General features: G+C 37.5%; 20 protein-coding genes. 13 read left to right on the forward strand and 7 right to left on the reverse strand.

Annotated features, from left to right (window positions below):
• Positions 1 to 328: 328 nt before the first annotated feature.
• Complete coding sequence (locus ACFIJ0_RS04955; RefSeq protein WP_375644269.1) at positions 329 to 1,150, reverse strand: SURF1 family protein; 822 nt, start codon at positions 1,148 to 1,150, stop codon at positions 329 to 331.
• 297 nt (positions 1,151 to 1,447) lie between these two features.
• Here ACFIJ0_RS04955 and rpmB point away from each other — a divergent pair, with 297 nt between their 5' ends.
• The 5 genes from rpmB (at position 1,448) to ACFIJ0_RS04980 (ending at position 4,882) form a co-directional block, all read left to right on the forward strand.
• Positions 1,448 to 1,765: a 50S ribosomal protein L28 gene (gene rpmB / locus ACFIJ0_RS04960; RefSeq protein ID WP_273787609.1), complete on the forward strand. Its 318-nt coding sequence runs from the start codon at positions 1,448 to 1,450 to the stop codon at positions 1,763 to 1,765.
• Positions 1,766 to 1,884: 119 nt separating this feature from the next.
• Positions 1,885 to 2,568: a VUT family protein gene (locus ACFIJ0_RS04965; RefSeq protein ID WP_375624886.1), complete on the forward strand. Its 684-nt coding sequence runs from the start codon at positions 1,885 to 1,887 to the stop codon at positions 2,566 to 2,568.
• A 348-nt stretch (positions 2,569 to 2,916) separates the two neighbouring features.
• On the forward strand, positions 2,917 to 3,084 hold the full coding sequence (locus tag ACFIJ0_RS04970; protein ID WP_375624924.1) for a transposase: 168 nt from the start codon (positions 2,917 to 2,919) through the stop codon (positions 3,082 to 3,084).
• 41 nt (positions 3,085 to 3,125) lie between these two features.
• Positions 3,126 to 3,977 (forward strand): DNA adenine methylase, encoded by an 852-nt coding sequence (locus ACFIJ0_RS04975; protein ID WP_375624887.1) that lies wholly within the window; start codon positions 3,126 to 3,128, stop codon positions 3,975 to 3,977.
• Between the two features lie 8 nt (positions 3,978 to 3,985).
• A complete protein-coding gene (locus ACFIJ0_RS04980; protein ID WP_375644270.1) occupies positions 3,986 to 4,882 on the forward strand; it encodes a HaeIII family restriction endonuclease in 897 nt (298 codons plus the stop codon).
• 49 nt (positions 4,883 to 4,931) lie between these two features.
• On the opposite strand, the gene cobT is transcribed toward ACFIJ0_RS04980, so the two are convergent.
• The 3 genes from cobT to ACFIJ0_RS04995 all read right to left on the reverse strand — a co-directional run bounded on the left by cobT (position 4,932) and on the right by ACFIJ0_RS04995 (position 8,644).
• On the reverse strand, positions 4,932 to 6,827 hold the full coding sequence (gene cobT, locus ACFIJ0_RS04985) for a cobaltochelatase subunit CobT (protein WP_375624889.1): 1,896 nt from the start codon (positions 6,825 to 6,827) through the stop codon (positions 4,932 to 4,934).
• A 14-nt stretch (positions 6,828 to 6,841) separates the two neighbouring features.
• Positions 6,842 to 7,822, reverse strand: coding sequence for a cobaltochelatase subunit CobS (gene cobS, locus ACFIJ0_RS04990; RefSeq protein WP_375624890.1), 981 nt, complete (start codon positions 7,820 to 7,822; stop codon positions 6,842 to 6,844).
• Between the two features lie 201 nt (positions 7,823 to 8,023).
• Positions 8,024 to 8,644, reverse strand: a complete 621-nt coding sequence (locus tag ACFIJ0_RS04995) for a DnaJ domain-containing protein (protein WP_375624891.1) — start codon at positions 8,642 to 8,644, stop codon at positions 8,024 to 8,026.
• 124 nt (positions 8,645 to 8,768) lie between these two features.
• Here ACFIJ0_RS04995 and ACFIJ0_RS05000 point away from each other — a divergent pair, with 124 nt between their 5' ends.
• The gene (locus ACFIJ0_RS05000; protein ID WP_375624892.1) at positions 8,769 to 9,041 is read left to right on the forward strand and encodes a BolA family protein; all 273 of its coding nucleotides are present in this window, start codon (positions 8,769 to 8,771) and stop codon (positions 9,039 to 9,041) included.
• A gap of 19 nt (positions 9,042 to 9,060) precedes the next feature.
• On the opposite strand, the gene ACFIJ0_RS05005 is transcribed toward ACFIJ0_RS05000, so the two are convergent.
• Positions 9,061 to 10,029 carry a tyrosine recombinase XerC gene (locus ACFIJ0_RS05005; RefSeq protein ID WP_375644271.1) on the reverse strand — a complete coding sequence of 323 codons (969 nt, stop codon included), beginning with the start codon at positions 10,027 to 10,029 and terminating at the stop codon, positions 9,061 to 9,063.
• A gap of 3 nt (positions 10,030 to 10,032) precedes the next feature.
• Positions 10,033 to 10,854, reverse strand: coding sequence for a SapC family protein (locus tag ACFIJ0_RS05010; RefSeq protein WP_015857041.1), 822 nt, complete (start codon positions 10,852 to 10,854; stop codon positions 10,033 to 10,035).
• 128 nt (positions 10,855 to 10,982) lie between these two features.
• On the opposite strand from ACFIJ0_RS05010, the gene rimM reads away from it, so the two are divergent.
• From rimM to ACFIJ0_RS05045, 7 genes are all read left to right on the forward strand, one after another.
• Positions 10,983 to 11,540 carry a ribosome maturation factor RimM gene (gene rimM / locus ACFIJ0_RS05015; RefSeq protein ID WP_375624895.1) on the forward strand — a complete coding sequence of 186 codons (558 nt, stop codon included), beginning with the start codon at positions 10,983 to 10,985 and terminating at the stop codon, positions 11,538 to 11,540.
• A gap of 289 nt (positions 11,541 to 11,829) precedes the next feature.
• Positions 11,830 to 12,528 carry a tRNA (guanosine(37)-N1)-methyltransferase TrmD gene (trmD, locus tag ACFIJ0_RS05020; RefSeq protein WP_375624896.1) on the forward strand — a complete coding sequence of 233 codons (699 nt, stop codon included), beginning with the start codon at positions 11,830 to 11,832 and terminating at the stop codon, positions 12,526 to 12,528.
• Positions 12,529 to 12,737: 209 nt separating this feature from the next.
• The gene (gene rplS / locus ACFIJ0_RS05025) at positions 12,738 to 13,178 is read left to right on the forward strand and encodes a 50S ribosomal protein L19 (RefSeq protein WP_375624897.1); all 441 of its coding nucleotides are present in this window, start codon (positions 12,738 to 12,740) and stop codon (positions 13,176 to 13,178) included.
• Between the two features lie 472 nt (positions 13,179 to 13,650).
• Positions 13,651 to 14,052 carry a succinate dehydrogenase, cytochrome b556 subunit gene (sdhC, locus tag ACFIJ0_RS05030; protein WP_375624898.1) on the forward strand — a complete coding sequence of 134 codons (402 nt, stop codon included), beginning with the start codon at positions 13,651 to 13,653 and terminating at the stop codon, positions 14,050 to 14,052.
• Positions 14,053 to 14,069: 17 nt separating this feature from the next.
• Positions 14,070 to 14,456: a succinate dehydrogenase, hydrophobic membrane anchor protein gene (gene sdhD / locus ACFIJ0_RS05035; protein ID WP_375624899.1), complete on the forward strand. Its 387-nt coding sequence runs from the start codon at positions 14,070 to 14,072 to the stop codon at positions 14,454 to 14,456.
• Between the two features lie 6 nt (positions 14,457 to 14,462).
• Positions 14,463 to 16,307 carry a succinate dehydrogenase flavoprotein subunit gene (sdhA, locus tag ACFIJ0_RS05040; RefSeq protein ID WP_375624900.1) on the forward strand — a complete coding sequence of 615 codons (1,845 nt, stop codon included), beginning with the start codon at positions 14,463 to 14,465 and terminating at the stop codon, positions 16,305 to 16,307.
• Between the two features lie 15 nt (positions 16,308 to 16,322).
• Positions 16,323 to 17,102: a succinate dehydrogenase iron-sulfur subunit gene (locus tag ACFIJ0_RS05045; protein WP_375624901.1), complete on the forward strand. Its 780-nt coding sequence runs from the start codon at positions 16,323 to 16,325 to the stop codon at positions 17,100 to 17,102.
• Between the two features lie 1,937 nt (positions 17,103 to 19,039).
• Here the strand turns inward: ACFIJ0_RS05045 and ACFIJ0_RS05050 are convergent.
• Complete coding sequence (locus ACFIJ0_RS05050; protein WP_375624902.1) at positions 19,040 to 19,222, reverse strand: hypothetical protein; 183 nt, start codon at positions 19,220 to 19,222, stop codon at positions 19,040 to 19,042.
• Positions 19,223 to 19,772 lie beyond the last annotated feature (550 nt).

Consider the following 19,772-nt stretch of genomic DNA (forward strand, 5'->3'; position numbering starts at 1 on the left):
AGCCTTAAAAATGAAAGAGTTAAAATTATATTAAAACAAGCTTATACATTTATAGCATAAGCCTTTAGCAAAATACACTGAAAGGATAAACTGTCTTTTTAGAATATAGGATGACTCACCTTTTTCTATTATTCTGTAAAAACACTCTCATTTGAGGTGTGGAGATAGGTATAAAAGTCTCATTGAGACATTAAATGTTTTTTGTTGCTTATAACTCAACATCACATTTTTATAGCAGGATGGCATAAAGTCCATTGTATGCCTATGATCTTTATTTAACAAAAGCGCAAGTTGGTAGCTTTTATTCTCTTTATCAGTTTTCAAGATTCTAAAAATTTTTGTTACTTGAGATCGAAAAGGTATTTTTTAGTTTTTTCCCGTAGCAGAAAAAGAAAAAAGCTCCTAACACACCAGCAGCTAAAATAAACCACGTTATTGCATAAATGAGATGATTATTTCGAAAATGTACAATCGTAAGACCAACGACGGGAAGGTTTGCTTGTGGAGATATTTTTCTGGCATCAATGAAATAAGGGGCAACAGTGGACAAACCAACTTTTTGTGCCATAGCGGGGAGATCGCGCGTATACCATAAATTTTTGTCAGGATTATTTTTACGCGGGAAAAATCCATTTTTTTCACTCATGCGTAATAAACCTATAATCGTTGTTTGTTCTGTGTCCGTGGTAGAATTTCGCTGAGATGAGGCATTTGTATGCGATTGCTCTGAATTTTGAAAATTGTTACGTTCATCCATGGGGATAAAGCCACGGTTGATAAAGATCAGTGTATTATCAGCAGTCTGTAAAGGAGTCAAAACCCAATAGCCTGTAGTATTTTGAGCGGCAGCAGTGACTAAAATATTTTTATCTGTTAAAAATTTTCCTGTGATAACAACAGGTTGATATTCATATTTTTCAAAAGTAACATCTGACCATTGATTTTTTGAGGGAGCTTTTATGGGGGGCAAATGAATGCGTTGATTGGCACTGGTGATAAGATTTGTTTTCCAGTTTAACCGTTGTACTTGCCATATACCTAATGCGCTGAAGAGAAGAAAGAAACAAATACATAAAGTTCCAAATAAAAAAGAAGAAAAACAGCAAGAATTTCCCTGAAGCTTTGTCATGGGGGGCTCTTTTTTGCTCATGATTTATGCTTCCTTTCGGGACAATAAGCTTTTATTCTAACATGATATATATTTAAAAAAAACATTTTGTACGCTTTTTGGCAGAATTTGCACGCCTTATTGAGGAAAAAGATGAAGAATGAGCCAGCAAGAGATGAAAAAGGTTTTATAAAAGACTTGACCTTTTGTTGTCGACCCCCTATTAGAAAGAAACTTCCCAATGATGCCCGTTCAAGGTTGCATTGTGCGTGTTTTGCGTTCATTGTGTCTTTTGGGTATGGGGATTTGAAAGTTTCTTAGAGTTTAAGGGTGAAGTTTATGTCTCGTGCATGTGAATTGACAGGGAAGACGGTTCTGTATGGTAATAATGTTAGCCATGCAAATAATAAGACTCGACGTCGTTTTTTACCAAATCTTTGCAATGTGACATTGATTTCAGAAGTGTTACAGCAAAGTTACCGCTTGCGCATTTCAGCAAGCGCGTTGCGTTCTGTTGAGCATCGTGGTGGACTTGATGGTTTTTTGGTCAAAGCAGACGATAAAGAGTTGTCGCAACGTGCGCGTTTGCTAAAACGCCAAATCATTAAGAAAAAAGCTGAGCAAGAAGGTGAGCAAAAGGCTGAACAAGCTGCGTAATTGTTAGCGCCATTCTTTTTGGTTTATTGACGCTTTTATTCCGGTTTTCTGTTCTAGAAGTTAAGTTTTTTTCAGGTTGATCGTTTTATTTTATTGGTTCCGTATCCTAGGTTAAAAAAATGCCCTCAAGCAGTCCTTTACGAGAACAGCAAAAGAAAAGGTATATTGTTTTTTCTATTTTAGCAATGTGCCTTGCTGTCACTGCTTCTAATATTTTTGTTCAATATCCTGTCTACTGGTTTGATTTGAATGAGCTGTTGACTTATGGGGCTTTTACCTATCCATTTGCTTTTCTGATCAATGATTTGACCAATCGTTTTTATGGTCCATCTGCTGCGCGGCGTGTGGTTTATGCTGGTTTTTTTGCAGGAGTCTTTGTTTCTTGGATATTGGCGACACCACGGCTTGCACTTGCTTCTAGTTTTGCATTTTTATTTGGGCAACTCCTTGATATTGTTGTTTTTACTCCCTTGCGACGTAAAACATGGTGGAAAGCACCTTTAGCAGCAGCGTTGGTTGGTTCTGCTTTGGATACAGTGCTGTTTTTTGCTCTTGCTTTTTCTAGCTCTTTTGCTGTTTTTGATAAGATAACAGGCTATGCTGATAGTTCACTGGTGGAGAGTACTGTTTTGGGAGGGGTGGGCATGCCAGTTTGGCTTTCACTTGCTTTTGGTGATTTTTCGGTAAAAATTGTTATGAGCCTGTTTATGTTGATTCCTTATGGAACAATTCTTAATATTGTGAAGCTTCCTCTTTATCAAAGTCATGCAAAGGATGCTTCTTCTTTTATTTGTCACAAATAATGATCTTTGTCTTTTTGTTTTGCTAAAGAAGAGAAGGTTGTGCGTTATGTCTTCTAAGGGCAGAATTTGAGCGGATTCATAAGGGGTATTTTGATTCTTTTCTCAAGTTGTATTTATTCATACATCATCTATGCTTATGATGTGTAAGGAAATGGTTTTAACTGATTCAGTATGAGATAAGAGCATCTTATCAGTATTAAAAGCAGGTCATAAAGCTCTTATAAGGGCTAAAAAATGTCTTGTTAAGAATTGTGATTTCTTACTTATGATTATTTGATCTTAAGAAGCTTGGTTCTTATAAAGGAAAAAACATTTCGATATACATTTGGGTAGTATATAAATAGAAGAATAAATACCAATGGTATCAAGTCCTTTTTGACAGTTTTAAAATTTGGCTATACTGGTATTTATCATTATTTTAGTAACAAATGTTTGTGCAGATATGTTAATGAATTCACAATTCGTTATAATGCGATCTCTGTAGAATTTGGCAAACGCTTCGAGTGTTTATTTTAGATAATTGTAGGTTAGAAAATGCGATACTTGGAGCTGATAGTATGAACAAAATGATAAATCAAAGAGATCATACAGAGGCTTTATTGGATAATTTGGTATTAACTTCTTTGAAAAAACAAAGAGAGACTAGGGAGTTACCTATTGTAAAATCACCTCTTCGTTATCCGGGAGGGAAAAGTCGTGCTGTTCCTATGATTATTAATAACTATATAAGGAAACGGAAAACTGTATGTTCTCCTTTTGTAGGAGGTGGTTCAATTGAATTAACCTTAGCAAAAAGAGGTACAAGGGTTTATGCTTATGATGCTTTTAAGCCGCTTGTTATTTTTTGGCAGATGCTTTTGAAAGATGCTTCAGCTCTTGCAGAAAAAGTAAGAGAATACGAAGATATGACTTCCGTAATGTTTTATAATCTCCAAAAAACTTTTTGGAATATTAAAAATCAATTAGAGATTGCTGCCGTTTTTTTTGTTCTTAATCGCTCTTCTTTTTCCGGAACAACACTTTCTGGCGGTATGTCTCCAGGACATCCTCGATTCAATTATCGTTCTATTGAACGGCTTAAAGATTTTAAGATTGAAAATTTCACAGTGGAACACAGAGATTTTACAGAAAGTATTCCTAAACACTTTAACGATTTTCTTTATTGTGATCCTCCGTACCTTATTAATCAAAAACTTTACGGTCACAAAGGCGATAAACATAATTCTTTTGATCATCAAGCTCTTGCTGAACTTTTAAGAAAGCGTCAAGGATGGGTTTTATCTTATAATGATTGTGTGGAAGTTAGGGAACTTTATAAAGGACATACAATACTTAATCCTGAATGGACTTACGGTATGGGAAACAATAAAAAATCAAATGAACTCGTAATTTTGAGTAAGGATCTTTAGGAAATTGCATGAATCAGGTAGAAAATGGAAAAGCCTTTGAATATGCTTTGTCCATGGGTTTTAAAAAAGCAACAAAGGCTTCTATAGAATTTAACTCGTCCTTTCAAATAGCCGAGTCTTTTTATAATTTATTTAATGATACTGAAAAAAGGCTTTTAAATCTTGCTTCTATTGAAGCAGCTGTTTTCTTACAGTTAAATGATAAAAATATTAGAAACACGAAAACTATTGTTCTTCAGGAAGATTTTGTTGGGATCAAAGGAGATGTCCGTGATATTATTTTAAAAGTTCCTGAAAATCCTATTGGTATTTCTGCAAAACATAATCATAGCGCTATCAAACATCCTCGCCTTTCTAGTAAAATAGATTTTGGTAAAGAATGGACAGGTTATTCTTGTAGTAACGTTTATTTTAATGAAATTAGACCTATTTTTGATTATTTAGCAGAGCTCAGAGACAAGAAAATATTCTTTAGAGATATAGAGGATAAAGAAAGTAGAATTTATCTTCCAATCTTAGAAGCTTTTTCTAAAGAACTTCAAAGGCTTTGTTTAGATTATCAAGATAAATTTGTGAAGCTATTGTTTCAGTATGTTATAGGTTCTTATGATTTTTATAAGATTATGATAGATACAAGATCTAAACAAAAACGGGTTATTATTCAGTCTTTTAACTTGAATGGCACTCTAGGATATGGTCGTAAATGGAAAATTCCAAGCAAAATTTTATCAGTTGCAATAAAACCAGAAAGTAAAAATAAACTCATTATAATTTTTGAAGATGGTTGGAGCGTTTCTTTTAGGATTCATAATGCATCCAGTAAAGTAGAAGCTTCTTTAAAGTTCGATATTCAATTTGTGGGATTATCTTCTCAGGTTGTTAGTCATCAAATTCCGATGGTTTAATGATAGAGATAATTTTTTAAAATGTAGCTGTTGCTGATTCAAGGCAGGTTTATTTCTTATGAATATGAGGCGTTTTATCACTAAAAAGTATTTCTAATTGTTTTGTTATGGCGTCGGCGAGTTCTTCAGCATTCATAATTGTTACAGCACGCTGATAATAACGTGTGACGTCATGACCAATTCCAATGGCAATGAGTTCGATGGGGGAATGTGTTTGGATTTCTTGAATCACTGCGCGTAAATGTTTTTCTAGATAATTGCTGGAGTTGACCGATAGTGTCGAATCATCAACAGGAGCACCATCAGAAATGACCATGAGGATGCGACGTTGTTCACGCCGCGATAAAAGACGTTGATGAGCCCAAATTAAAGCTTCTCCGTCAATATTTTCTTTTAATAATCCTTCTTGCATCATCAAGCCTAAATTGCGTCGTGCGCGACGCCATGGGGTATCAGCACTTTTATAGATGATATGGCATAAATCATTGAGGCGTCCAGGATTATGGGATTTGTTTTGGGTAAGCCATTGTTCGCGCGATTTTCCTCCTTTCCAAGTTTTAGTGGTAAAACCTAAAATTTCAACTTTGACACCACAACGTTCAAGAGTTTGTGCCAAAATATCAGCACAGCTTGCGGCAACGCTAATGGGGCGTCCGCGCATTGAGCCAGAATTATCAATGAGAAGTGAAACAACCGTGTCCCGAAATTGGGTGTTGCTTTCCATTTTAAAAGAAAGGGGTTGCATGGGGTCAATAATTAGACGTGGAAGCCGTGCTGTATCAAGATATCCTTCTTCAAGGTCAAAGTTCCAGTTGCGATTTTGTTGCGCCATCAAGCGGCGCTGGAGACGGTTTGCTAAACGTCCAACGATGTTTTGAAGATGATTGATTTGCTTATCAAGATAACGGCGTAGGTGATCTAACTCGTTTTCAGAACAAAAATCTGTTGCTTCCAAAATTTCATCAAATTGACGGGTGAAGATTTTATAATTGCCAAGTCTTTCCATTTGTTCCGAATCGGAAAAAAGGCGTTTAGGTCTGGTCGGCTTTTCTTGCCAAGGTCCATTTTTTTGTTCGCCGTCAGCTTGATCATTGTTGTTTGATTGTGACGCTTGTGTTTTTCCGTCGTCTTGCACATTACTTTCTTGTTCAGTGTTGGTTTGTTCTTCACTTTGAGTGTATTTTTTGTTTTTACTCTCTTCTTCTGCTTGGTCTTGAGGTTCACATTCGTTTTTTAATTTTTTATTGTTTTCACTGTTAGAAGCTTTAGCTTGTTGCACTGTCATTTTGAGTGTAGCAAGCATTTGACGAACAATCTGTGCAAAAGCTTGTTGGTTGTAAATATGATGTGTGAGTTCATTGAGTTCTGCTGCTGCTTTTTGTTCGAGTTCTTGACGCCACAATTCTAAGACAGGACCTGCTTCTCTTGGAGCTGTGCGCTTGGTTATTTTTTCACGCAATAAAAGTGCAATCGCTTCTTGGAGGGGGGCTTCACTTTGGTTGCTAATTTTATGATAATGGGCTCTTTTGTATTTATCGGCGAGCATGATATCAAGATTTTTTGCAAGCCCCTCCATGGCTAAAGTGCCAATTGCTTCAACACGTGTTTGTTCGAGGGCGTCAAAGACAGCACGTGCTTCTGATTCTAGTGGAGAAAATTGCATGTGAATGCGGTTATCATGCCATGCTTTGCGCAGAGCCATGGAATCACCTAATCCGCGGGTAATGGTGATGTCTCTATTCGTTGCGTATTGAGGTAATTCTGGTAAACGCGCACAACTTTCGCTTAAAGATGGTCGGTTATGACTAAAGGAAACTTCAAGGTTGTTTGCGCCTGCAATTGCACGCATACAGGTGGAAATTGCTTTTTTAAAAGCTTCAGCATTAAGAGTGTTATTAGAAGAGTCCTTTGCCGGATTGTTGTTGTCGTCAATATAGGTAGCCATGAGTGACAGATTCCTTAAGGCGAAACACCATGAATGAGTGATTCGGGAAGCTCTTGTCCAAAGGCGCGTTGATAAAATTCTGCAACAGTGGCTCGTTCGAGTTCATCACATTTATTGAGAAAGGTTAATCGGAAGGCAAAGCCGACATCTTGAAAAATTGTTGTATTTTCTGCCCAAGTAATGACGGTACGTGGACTCATTACAGTTGAAAGATCTCCATTGATAAAAGATTGGCGTACCATATCAGCAACATGAACCATTTGTGAAATTGTCTTTTTTCCTTCAGCCGTTTGAAAAGATTTGACCTTCGAACAAATAATATTAACCTCTTTATCATGGGGTAAATAATTGAGTATCGTAACAATAGACCAGCGGTCCATTTGAGCTTGATTGATCTGTTGGGTACCATGATAGAGACCGGTTGTATCACCAAGACCAATGGTGTTTGCTGTTGCAAAAAGACGAAAGGCTGGATGTGGAGAGACGACACGGCTTTGATCAAGTAAGCTTAGTTTTCCAGAGGTTTCAAGAACGCGTTGGATGACAAACATAACATCGGGACGTCCCGCGTCATATTCGTCAAAAACAAGAGCAATATTATTTTGATAAGCCCATGGCAAAATGCCTTCTTTAAATTCAGTGATTTGTAAGCCATCTTTTAAAACGATAGCGTCTTTTCCTATAAGATCGATACGACTTACATGACTATCAAGATTAATGCGAAGACAAGGCCAGTTGAGACGTGCAGCAACTTGTTCAATATGCGTTGATTTCCCTGTACCGTGATAGCCAGAAACCATTACACGACGGTTAAAGGTAAAACCTGCGAGAATCGCTAAAGTTGTTTGTTGATCAAAAAGGTAATCAGGATCGATATCAGGAACATGGGAACTTTTTGTGCTAAAAGCAGGGATTTCCATATCTGTTTCAATATGAAATAGATCGCGAGCACAAAGTGTAATATCGGGCAAATTTTCAACGGTAAGATTTGTCATTGTGTTTTTGGAAGGGAGAGGACACTATTTATTCATTAGAAAACGATACAAGAGTTAGAGCATTTATGCAATGCTCTATAACGAGAGCCTTAGATACGAAGGAAGATTTTTTACGTATTCTATAATGTTTTTCAAAAAAAATAATATCTTACGCAAATAATGATGGTCTAAATGAAAATAGACTCATATAAGCGCGTGCTTTTAGCACAAACCAGACTTTTTTAGCAAATTATAAGCATTTAAAACATCACGAAAGCGCTCTTCTGAAGCACGATTACCACCATTGGAATCAGGATGGTGTTTTTTTACCAACACTTTATATTTCATTTTGATGTCTTCTGCTGAAGCGTTTGCATGTAGTCCTAATGTATCAAAAGCTTTTGCTTCTAAGGGCTTTAATTTTCGTGAGAAATTATTGCTTGAATGCCGCTCAGTAAAAAGTGTGAAGGGATCGCGCATGCGATTTTGATAGGCAGCTGTTCCAGAGCGAATCTTTGCATAATTAGCAGCTGTTTTTTTCGATGTACCATTGCTTAGATCTGTAGGCCATGTCGGACGATGTCCTGTGAGAGCATCCTTTTGAAATTTTGCGATATCTTTATTGCTAAGACCAGAGAAGTAGTTAAAATTTTTATTATAGGCGCGTACGTGTTCAATACAAAAATATAAATATTGTCCTTCGTGATTTCGACCTGCTGGTGCTTTATGGGCCCCTGTTTTTTCACAACCTTCCCACTGACACTGTTGCGCTTCTGGCTCAGCTTTTTGTTTTTTATTTGAGCTTATGCGAATTGAATCGAATAATTTAGATGTTATTGTCATGCTCTTGGTTTATGCAAAATTGATTAATTTTACAAGAATTGACTTTTGAAAAATTTGTTTTCACACTTATTTTATTATGAAAAAGGTGTATTTTTGCACGTTCATTTTGTTTGAGGAATAAAAAATGTTTCTAGAAACAATAATCAAGAGAAAGCTTCAGGATGCTTTTCATCCGCAACAGCTTGAAGTGATTAACGAAAGTCATCTTCATGAGGGGCATCCTCATAATGAACATGCTTTTGATGGTAAAGGAGAAACACATTTTCGAGTGAAAATTTTATCTTCTTCTTTTTCCAATATGACACGCCTAGAAATACATCGAGCGATTTATAAAGTTTTACAAGAAGAGTTAGCTACTTGTGTCCATGCTTTGGCACTTGAGGTTGAAACACTCTAATTTTTTTGATGAGACGTTTTTAGGAACGGGGATGGGCCTTTTGATAAATTTTTAACAAATGGTCTGTATCGACATGGGTATAGATTTGTGTGGTCGAAAGGCTAGCGTGCCCAAGAAGTTCTTGAATCGTGCGCAAATCTCCTCCCCGTGATAAAAGATGGGTGGCAAAAGAATGGCGCAGTGTGTGAGGCGTTGCAGTTTCTGGTAAACCAAGGCTTGCTCGTAAGTTGCGTACAGTTTTCTGAATAATGGCGGGCTGCAGGGGACCGCCTCGTGCTCCGCGAAATATGGGTTGGTTATCCACTAAAGGATATGGGCAACATTTGAGATAATTTTGTACAGCTTCGTAAACAATTTTGATGATAGGAACAAGGCGTGTTTTGCCGCCTTTCCCTGTTATAAATAAACTTGTTTTTTCAGAATCCGAAAATTGTTCTGGTGTGAGGCTTAAGGCTTCTGATATTCGCATTCCACACCCATAGAGAAGCATAAGGACAGCCGCATTACGAGCGTTAATCCAAGGTTCATTTTCTAGCTGGTTTTCTTGTTTGACTATGTGAAGAGCTGATTTGATCGCTAAAGGTTTTGGGAGCGATTTTGGGTGTTTGGGGCTTCGGATAAGTTGAGCCGCGGGAACATTGACGATTCCTTCGCGTGATAGGTACTTGAAAAAAGAACGTATGCCTGCCACTCCGCGGCTTAAAGAGCGAGCACTTACATTGTTTGTACGCCGATAAGCAAGATAAGCTCGCAAGTCACTGATGCGTAAATGAGCAAGATCTGTAAGGGTTGGTGTATGGCTTAAGTGTTGACAGAGAAAAGACAAAAATTGTCGCGTATCACGTTCATAGGCTTGCATTGTTTGTGCCGACATACGACGTGTTTGGATGAGACACTCTAACCAATTTTTCCTTGCGTTTAAAATTGCATGGTCTGCTGGAATGAGAGGAATATTTTTATCTTTTCTCTTGTCGTTTTTAATAGGCATTATCTAGTTGAGGGTTTCTTTCTTTTTAGACTTTTCATCGTTAGAATGACCATTCTTGTTTTGGGGTTGCTCTTCACGGTTGATAAGTTGCTTTTCACCTTTGAGAGAGAGTATTTTTAAGAGATTGTGTGTTGACATCAAATGCGCAAAAATTAATCCTAAAAAGCCATTTTTATGAAGTTTGGCAAGTTGGCTTGCTGATAATTTATTCAATTTTTCTTCATCAACAACCCAAAAATGTTCCAACTGCGCTGAGAGACCTTTATCGTTTTTCACATTGATGGATTTTTGGCTTAGAAGATCCATTTCTACAAGAGCATCAATAAACTCAGAGGTTTTCTCCATAGCGATTTTAAAACTTTCAAGAAAACGAATACGTTCTTCCATAAAAGGAGAAATAGAGCCGTCGGAATTAAAAAGTTCTGTTCCTGCAACTTCATTAAACATACCTGACTGTTGATCAAAGCAAACAGAAAGTTCTTTTTCATTGCTAATTTGTGCCAGAACAAAAGGATAGCGACGGACAAAAGCAGGGACATAAGTATTGGTTTTCCAACTTTTATCAGAAGCGATATAGTCATTTTCGTCATTAGAAAGACCGACAAGAGCCGCGGATGTGTAGTGCCGTTTTTTTTGTTCATCTTCGGCGCACATAAATAAAATAGGATAGTCTAGTGCTGCTTGAAAATACTCAGTACTTGCTAAAGGAACCCAGTGAGTATCCTTGGCAAAAGACATATCACTTGGAGGAGCAAATTTTAGATTTTTATGGGAAACTTTGTTGATTGGCGTGATATCTTTGTAAAATAGCATAATATTTGCCATAAGACTTTCTCCTTTATTAATTTGTTTTTGTTACCAAGAAAGGTCTTTTAGAAGATTGTCTCATATGGCAACAAGATTGAATAGAAAACTATAAGATTGAAGGGTTCATTTTTTAGAGATAATATTTCATGAAGTATAATAAAGAAAAGCTTAAAAATAAAGTCTATCTTGCCATTATTGGTATGCCTCATGGTATAAAAGGAGATGTTTTTGTTAAAATTTTAAGTGCTGAGCCGCAGCGTTTCAAGTCTTATAGCACTCTTTATGATGATGTGGGGCGTTCTTATGAAATTGTAACTCTTCGCATACAAAAAAATAAAGCGATTGTACGTTTTAAAGGGGTAGAAAATCGTAATGTTGCTGAGTCTTTAAAAGGTATTCGCCTTTATGTGATGCGTGATCAATTAATTAATGATTTGAGGGAGGATGAATTTTATCAAGTTGATTTAATAGGCTTGCGTGTTCAAGATCGTGGGGGAAAAGTCTTGGGTGAAGTGTGTGGTTTCTTTAATTTCGGAGCTGGTGATTTGCTTGAAATGCGTTTGAATACGGGTAAAAGAGTTCTTATTCCCTTTAGTAAGGCGGCGGTACCAGAAATTTGTATGGATTCTTGTTTTCTTGTTGTTGATCCCATGGCAGCAGGTTTAAGTGATGGGGGAGACAATGATAAAAAGGAAATAGCTTGAATCTAAAAATAAAGATGAGGGTAAAAAATAACCGATGAATTTCGTCAATAAAAAGTGGGAAGTGTGGAAATATTAAAAATGCACTTTTGAGCAGATATTGTAAGCACTTTATTTCGGAATAGTCCTGAATTTTTAGAGTCTTTTTTTAGCACAAGTATTTAGAAGGATCGTATTGAATATGGCGCAGATCAAGGAGATTTAGATTAACGCTATAGCGTTAAAAGATCTTGTTTGTGATATTTTGGCTATTATTTAGAGTCTGTTTAAGAAAATAAGGATGAGAAATAAAATGAAGTTTCAGGCGCGCGTTTTAACCCTTTATCCTGAAATGTTTCCTGGTTTTTTAGGGTATTCTTTAGCAGGGCAAGCTTTAGAGCGCGGAATTTGGTCACTGGAGACGGTACAGATTAGGGATTTTGCTTTGGATAAACACCATAGCGTTGATGATACACCTGCTGGTGGAGGGGCTGGTATGGTAATGCGGGCGGATGTATTGGCGGCTGCTCTTGATTACTGTCCACACGATTCGCCAAGATTGTTGATGAGTCCACGTGGACGCCCTTTTGACCAAGCTTACGCGCATAGCTTGGCTCGTGATACGGGTGTAACGTTAGTTTGTGGACGTTTTGAAGGGGTTGATGAGCGAGTCATAGAAGCACGAAAATTAGAAGAAGTCTCTATTGGTGATTATATTCTTTCAGGGGGTGAAACAGCCGCATTGGTTATCTTAGATGCTATTATACGTCTTCTGCCTGGAGTGATGGGGAATGCAGCTTCTGCAAAGTGTGAAAGTTTTGAAAATGGCTTGCTAGAACATCCGCAATATACACGCCCTTCTCTTTTCGAAGGGCGGGGTATCCCACCTGTATTGCTCTCAGGTCATCACAAAGCGATAGCAGATTGGCGTCAAAGGCAAGCCGAATTGTTAACACGTCAACGTCGCCCTGATCTTTATGCGCGTTATGATAAAAATCATCAGAAAACTTGATTCATATTATAAGGTGGTGTATTGCATGGCTCTCTTTTTAGAGAGTTTTTTATAAAAGGTTTTCTGTAGTTCCAAAATTAAAATGAAGGAATGGTGTATTCGCTCCTGTGTAAGGCATAGCCTAAAGAGCTTTTTATTCTTAATAAAGGCTTTTTTGGTAAGAGTTGAGCGCTCTGACTGTTCGATAAAGAACATGAAGGATAAAAGAAATGGATATTATCGCACAACTTGAAGCTGAACAATGTGCAAAAATTGAAGAAAAACGCCAATTTCCAGCCTTTCAGCCAGGAGATACAGTCCGTGTCATGGTGCGTGTGACGGAAGGTACGCGGACGCGTGTTCAGGCTTATGAAGGTGTTTGTATTGCGCGTTCAGGAGGTGGGTTGAATGAGACTTTTACAGTACGCAAGATTTCTTATGGTGAAGGGGTGGAACGGGTGTTTCCTGTTTACTCCCCGTTAATTGAAGGTGTTGAGCTGGTGCGCCGTGGTAAAGTGCGCCGTGCAAAACTCTATTATCTTCGTGGTTTGAGAGGTAAAGCTGCGCGTATCGCTGAAAAGAGAGATTATCGGAAAAAAGCTGAAAAGGTTGTTGAGAAAGTAGAAGCAGCAGCTGTAAGCACAGATGTTGAAAAGCAAGTTGCTGAGTAAAGATTATATCGGCTAAACTTTATTCAAAAGCGGCTTTTATGCCGCTTATTTGTGTCTTTCATGATTCGTTTTCTCTTTTAAAAGGCTTGAAGGGGACATAAAAATGTTTAATCTATCAATTTTTGACTCTTTTTATTTTTAATAATGGGTGAATTTAGATATCATTGCATATATTGTGGATACTCAAAAAGGTAAGTTTAATCTGAAAAATGCCTATTTATATTTGAGAAAAGATGTTAGGCCTTTGACGTGAAGATAAAATTGTATTAGATTAAAGCGAGTATTGCGGATTATATCCGTGGAGCAATCGGTTTTTTTGTGCGTGACCTTTAATCCGTTATTTGAGACAACCGACCTGTAGTATTGGTATCTTAAGATGCCAAACAAGTAAAAACGAGATAATATATTTAGTCGTTTTATGCGGACTTTCTCGTTCATTGCGGTTGTAGTAAAAACCAAGTCAGGATATTTTATGACAGAGACAACTAGGATAAAAGAGCGCCCTCGTTCCCCTCATATAAGTATTTATCGTTGGACAATTACTATGGCTATGTCCATTGCGCATCGCGTTACGGGTATGGCACTTTATGTTGGAATGGTCCTTCTTGCTGTTTGGTTAATTGCCATTGCGTGTGGGGAGGAGGCATTCAGAACGGTTCACGAGATTTATAGTTCTTGGTTTGGATTGTGTATCTTGTTTCTTTATACTTTGGTAGGGGTTCACCACATGGTTGGTGGTATTCGCCACATTGTTTGGGATATGATGCCTTGCCTTTTGGCAAAAGAAAAGGCAACAGTCACTGCTTGGGCGACAGTGTTTATTTCCCTTATTGTTACTTTTGTAATTTGGATTATTGGATATAGCGTTGTTTAGCTGGGGTGAAAAGAGATATGAAAAAAGACTTTCGAACGGAACTTGGAAAAGTACGGGGGCATGGCAGTGCTCATGAAGGAACAGAGCATTTTTGGCTACAGCGTTTGACTGGACTTGTCAATCTGCCGCTTTTGATATTTTTTATTGTTCTTATTCTTTCGCTTGTGGGCAAAGATTATAGTATTGTGCGTGCACGGCTTGCACATCCTGTTGTGGCTATTTTGATGGGATTGATGACTTTTTCAGTCCTTTATCATATGAAACTTGGTATGCAAGTGGTGATTGAAGATTATATTCCACGTGAAGGTTTCCGGATATTCTTTTTGACGTTAAATATTTCATTTTGTTTTCTCATAGGTGGTGTCATTATTTTTTCTCTTTTGAAAATTGCATTAGGGGGTTAAACGAGTATGGCGGATAGAGGATCATCTCTGGGCGCTAAAGCAGGTAACGCCCCTTATCGCACTGTAGATCATAAATTTGATGTTGTTGTTGTTGGGGCAGGTGGTGCAGGATTACGTGCAACACTTGGTATGGCGGAACAAGGATTAAAGACAGCTTGTATCACGAAGGTTTTTCCAACTCGTTCACACACGGTTGCAGCACAAGGGGGGATTGCTGCATCGCTTTCAAATATGGGACCTGACAATTGGCAGTGGCATTTATATGATACCGTGAAAGGTTCTGATTGGTTGGGTGATACCGATGCAATGGAGTATTTGGTGCGTAATGCACCTGCTGCTGTTTACGAATTAGAACATTATGGCGTTCCTTTTTCGCGGACGCAAGAAGGCAAAATTTATCAACGTCCTTTTGGTGGGCATACGACACAATTTGGTGAAGGTCCCCCTGTTCAACGTACTTGCGCAGCAGCTGATCGTACAGGTCATGCCATTTTGCATACGCTTTATGGACAAAGCTTAAGGCATAATGCGCAATTTTTTATTGAATATTTTGCACTCGATCTCATCATGACAGATGGGGTTTGTACGGGGGTTGTGGCATGGAATCTTGATGATGGTACAATACATCGTTTTTCGGCCAAAATGGTTGTTCTTGCAACCGGTGGTTATGGACGAGCTTATTTTTCCGCGACATCGGCGCATACCTGTACGGGTGATGGTGGTGGAATGATCGCACGTGCTGGATTGCCACTTCAGGATATGGAGTTTGTGCAATTCCATCCTACAGGGATTTACGGTTCTGGCTGCTTAATTACAGAAGGAGCTCGTGGTGAAGGAGGCTATTTAATCAATTCTGAAGGTGAGCGCTTTATGGAGCGCTATGCACCTTCCTTTAAGGATTTGGCTTCACGTGACTTGGTTTCGCGTTGTATCACACTTGAAATTCGTGAAGGACGTGGCGTTGGACCTAAGAAGGACCATGTTTATTTGGTTCTCAACCATATTGATCCTGCAATCTTGCACGAGCGTTTACCGGGAATTTCAGAATCAGCACGGATTTTTGCAGGTGTGGATGTAACAAAAGAGCCTATCCCCATCTTGCCAACGGTTCATTATAATATGGGTGGGATTCCTACCAATTACTACGGGGAAGTTCTCAATCCAACGGCTGATTCGCCTGATCGTATTCAACCAGGGCTGATGGCGGTAGGAGAAGCAGGATGTGCTTCTGTTCATGGGGCTAATCGCTTGGGGTCCAATTCATTAATTGATCTTGTGGTGTTTGGTCGTGCTGCTGCCATTCGCGCGGGTGAAGTTATTGATCGGAATGCAGAAATTCCACCCCTCAATGAAGAAGCTGTTGACGAAATTATAGCGCGTTTTGATCGTATACGTTTTGCACAAGGGGCGATACCGGCAGCTCTATTGCGTGAAAAAATGCAACGCACGATGCAAGAAGATGCGGCAGTATTTCGTACAGAAGATTCTTTGAAACAAGGATGTCAACGGATGAATAAAATCTGGGGGGAATTGTCTGACCTCAAAGTCACAGATCGTTCTCTGATATGGAATTCTGATTTGGTTGAAACATTAGAGCTTGAAAATCTCATGGCGAATGCAATCATGACTGTTCATTCTGCGGAAGCCCGTTTAGAAAGCCGTGGCGCTCATGCTCGTGAAGATTATCCAGAGCGTGATGATAAAAACTGGCGTAAACATACGCTTTCACATTTGTCAAAAGAGGGTAAGGTGACATTATCATATCGACCTGTCCATGTGGATCCGTTAACATCTGAAGCTGATGGTGGGATCGATTTAAAGCGCATTGCACCTAAAAAACGGATTTATTAAGGGGAGACACGAATTATGGTACAAATTAAGCTTCCCAAAAACTCTCAAGTAAAACCGGGGAAGGTTTGGCCTAAACCTGAAGGTGCTACGCAACTGACAGAATTTCATGTTTACCGTTGGTCGCCTGACGATGAGAATAATCCTCGTCTGGATACTTATTACGTAGATCGTTCTGCTTGTGGTCCAATGATTCTTGATGGGCTTTTGTTTATTAAAAACCATATTGATCCAACTTTGACACTTCGTCGATCTTGCCGTGAAGGCATCTGTGGTTCATGTGCGATGAATATTGATGGAACCAATACATTGGCTTGTACCAAAGGGATGGATGATGTAAAACACCCCATTAAAGTCTATCCTTTGCCTTCTATGCCTGTTGTTAAAGATTTGGTTCCTGACTTGAAGCGCTTTTATGCGCAACACCGAGTCATTGAGCCTTGGTTGCAAACAGTTTCTCCTGAACCTGCAAAAGAATGGTTACAAAGTCACTCCGATCGCCAAAAAATCAATGGCCTTTATGAGTGTATTTTGTGTGCGTGTTGTCAGACTTCATGTCCAAGCTATTGGTGGAATGGTGATCGTTATTTGGGCCCCGCTGTTTTGCTTCAAGCTTATCGCTGGATTGCGGATTCACGTGATGAGATGTGTGGTGAACGTCTTGATAATTTAGAAGATCCTTTCCGCCTTTATCGTTGCCATACGATTATGAATTGTGCGCAAACTTGTCCAAAGGGATTAAATCCAGCGAAAGCGATTGCTGAAATTAAAAAACTCATGGTTGAACGCCGCCTTTGAAAATTTACTGATTGATGAAAATAAAGCGCAAGGTAGAAAATTGTATCTCCTTTTAGCAATTAAATCTCTAAAAGAAGATCGGCTGCTTATGAGGGTGCAGTAGCTATAATCATTCTAAAAGCGAAGTAATTCCTAAAAATTAAGCAATCCTTGTAGAAGAAATCTTTGCAATGGCTGAGCAGAAAACTCATAGTTAAATATTATCTTTGAAAATTGACCGATTAACGAACAGTAAAAAGAAAAACAGAAAATTGTACGCGTTTTTTTACCTCTTGAGGTTTAATCTCTAAAATTTATTGTTTTCTATGAGGCGGTTACCATAGTTATTATGGTCTTTAAAAAGGCATTAGTCTTTCGGGTAAACTATACTTTAAATAGCGTTCTATATAAAAATAATAAAATCAATATGCCATATGTTTTATTTTTATTAAATTCGTATCAGAATTTGAAATTTAATGCATATTAAATTAATCATTTTTTATAAAAAATATAACTCTGTATAAATATAGCACAAAAAATAAATGCTGATACAAATATTATAACGCATGTAAATTATTCATATGAAATAAAAAGGAATGATCACTATGACAATTCGTCATTTTACGATACGTTTATTATATAATATCGAAAACATTACGAATATTCAGGGATTAGGAATTTTTGATAAAATTATTATATATATTTAAAGGTCATATTTTTTATTTTAAAGATTGGATTATTAATCGCATTAAAAAAACAAAATTTATAGTTCTCAAAAAATGGAGAACGTAAAATCCCTATCTATTGTAGAGAGAGATCATATAGTTAAGGGGGCAGTAATTTAAAACTATTGTAACGTTATAGATTTAAATTCATTAAAGAGCAGATAAGACGTTTGAAAAAATATAAAATTTATAGGTTTTTCTAAAAATTTAGAAAACGGTAGTAAAAATTCTAAGAACACATGTTGCGAATTTGGAATAAGGGATGTTTATAGGTTCGTTTCAGTTGAATGAATTCAATCATCAAAGAAAAAATGTTGTATTTTGATGAGTTTCGTAGGTTTTGATTTTATATGTTTTTATCTATAAAAAATAGAGATTTCTAGGTTTAGGTCTTATTTATTATGTTAGGGTATTTCACTTTTTTTGTATATATGCTTAAGAAAATTGTTTAAGCAGTAAAAGTGTTGTTTATTTTATTTTTCAACATAAAAGATATTTCTTAACATGAAAGAGAGGTTTCCAAGTATTAACGGTATAATCAGTCATTGTTTTGGTATTTATTCTAGTGTGCCGTAAAACACTATCGTATTTAGGATGTGGTAATTAAAGTGGTTAGAAGGTGAAATCTGCTAGGCGAGGAGGTGGATAATTTTCAGATCAGTGCGTGTTAAGAAGCTTCGTCCTTTGAGGTGTGATAGGTGGAGTCTGTTAGACAATTACATAAACTAGAGAGAAATCTACGTGGATAGGTTTTTAGTCTAATCTCTCTTAATATATTGTGATAGGAAATTTACCTTAATAACGATCACGACCGGTTGCAGAAAAAAGAAATCATTGCGAAAAAACAAGCGTGCTTGTTTTAAAATTTTTAATGCTTCTGATCATAAAGCCCGTGAAAATCTCCTGTAGTATCACGCAGACCTTTCATATTCTCGAGCCAAGAATTGTCCATATATCCCCTTCAATCTGATTTTTACGAATTGATGCAAGAGATGGGTACGAACACCTGTAAGAATAAGCAGATGCAAAGTCAGTTGTATCATTATTGTTGCTTTGCAGAGTGTTTAACAAAAATCTTAAACATTTCTCCAACGCATTACCGGTTTATTAATGATTTATGGCGTTGTTTTTCTAGAAGAGCTTTTGCTGTTGCAGCTTTTACCTATCAGATGAGAGTTAAGAGTATTACGTATCTCTCTGTTTGCGTAATCTCTGAAATCGGTATACAGCCTCCTAATTTGGGAGGATATGAAGCTGTAAAGGTGCAAACCAGTTTCCATTTTTGCCATCATTTTTTAGTTTAGTTTTATGATTTTCAAAAGCGTCTAGAGTAATGTCTTTTAAATAATAGAGATTACGCATTGCTTCACGCTTTTGTTTCTCTCGTTCTTTAATAAGATCACAACCCTTATGCAAAACAGAATGCTCCCAATAAAATACACTTGGCTTGTCAATTTACGCGCTTGTTTTTAAGAAACCTTTCTTTAAGGTGCCGAAGTTCATTTGGCGATAGAGCTCGTGTATGGTATAATGGTAAAGCCCCGATGGATAATATAAAATTTATAGAGCATCTCCATCTTTACATTTCATAAAGGAGCAAGCTGGGCGCCATTAGACACTTTTCCAACTCCCAATGTTACGACAGTTTTTGGCATTTTGGGCGGTTTATAAGAGGCATTTTTAGTGCTTTTTTGTCCAGTTTCATTCTATACGGCTTTATTCGCTTGTAATGCGCAAGAGACATGGTTTTGGTTGATAAACAGCTTTGAAATGAGAGAATCCTACGGTACTAAGATCTTTTATCCAATATGCAAAATAATGAACACTCTTTATAAATTAATGTGATGCATCTTAAGAAGTGGGATTTTAGATCTGTGCTTTTAGGAAATTTCGCTTTTTGAGATGCAGAGAAGAGAGCAGGAATATTCAGAGTAGAGCTGTAGTCTATGGATATCGTCTGATGGGG

The sequence above is a fragment of the Bartonella sp. OC68QHHN genome (assembly GCF_042193875.1).
In the GTDB taxonomy this organism is placed as follows: Bacteria; Pseudomonadota; Alphaproteobacteria; order Rhizobiales; family Rhizobiaceae; genus Bartonella; species Bartonella grahamii_A.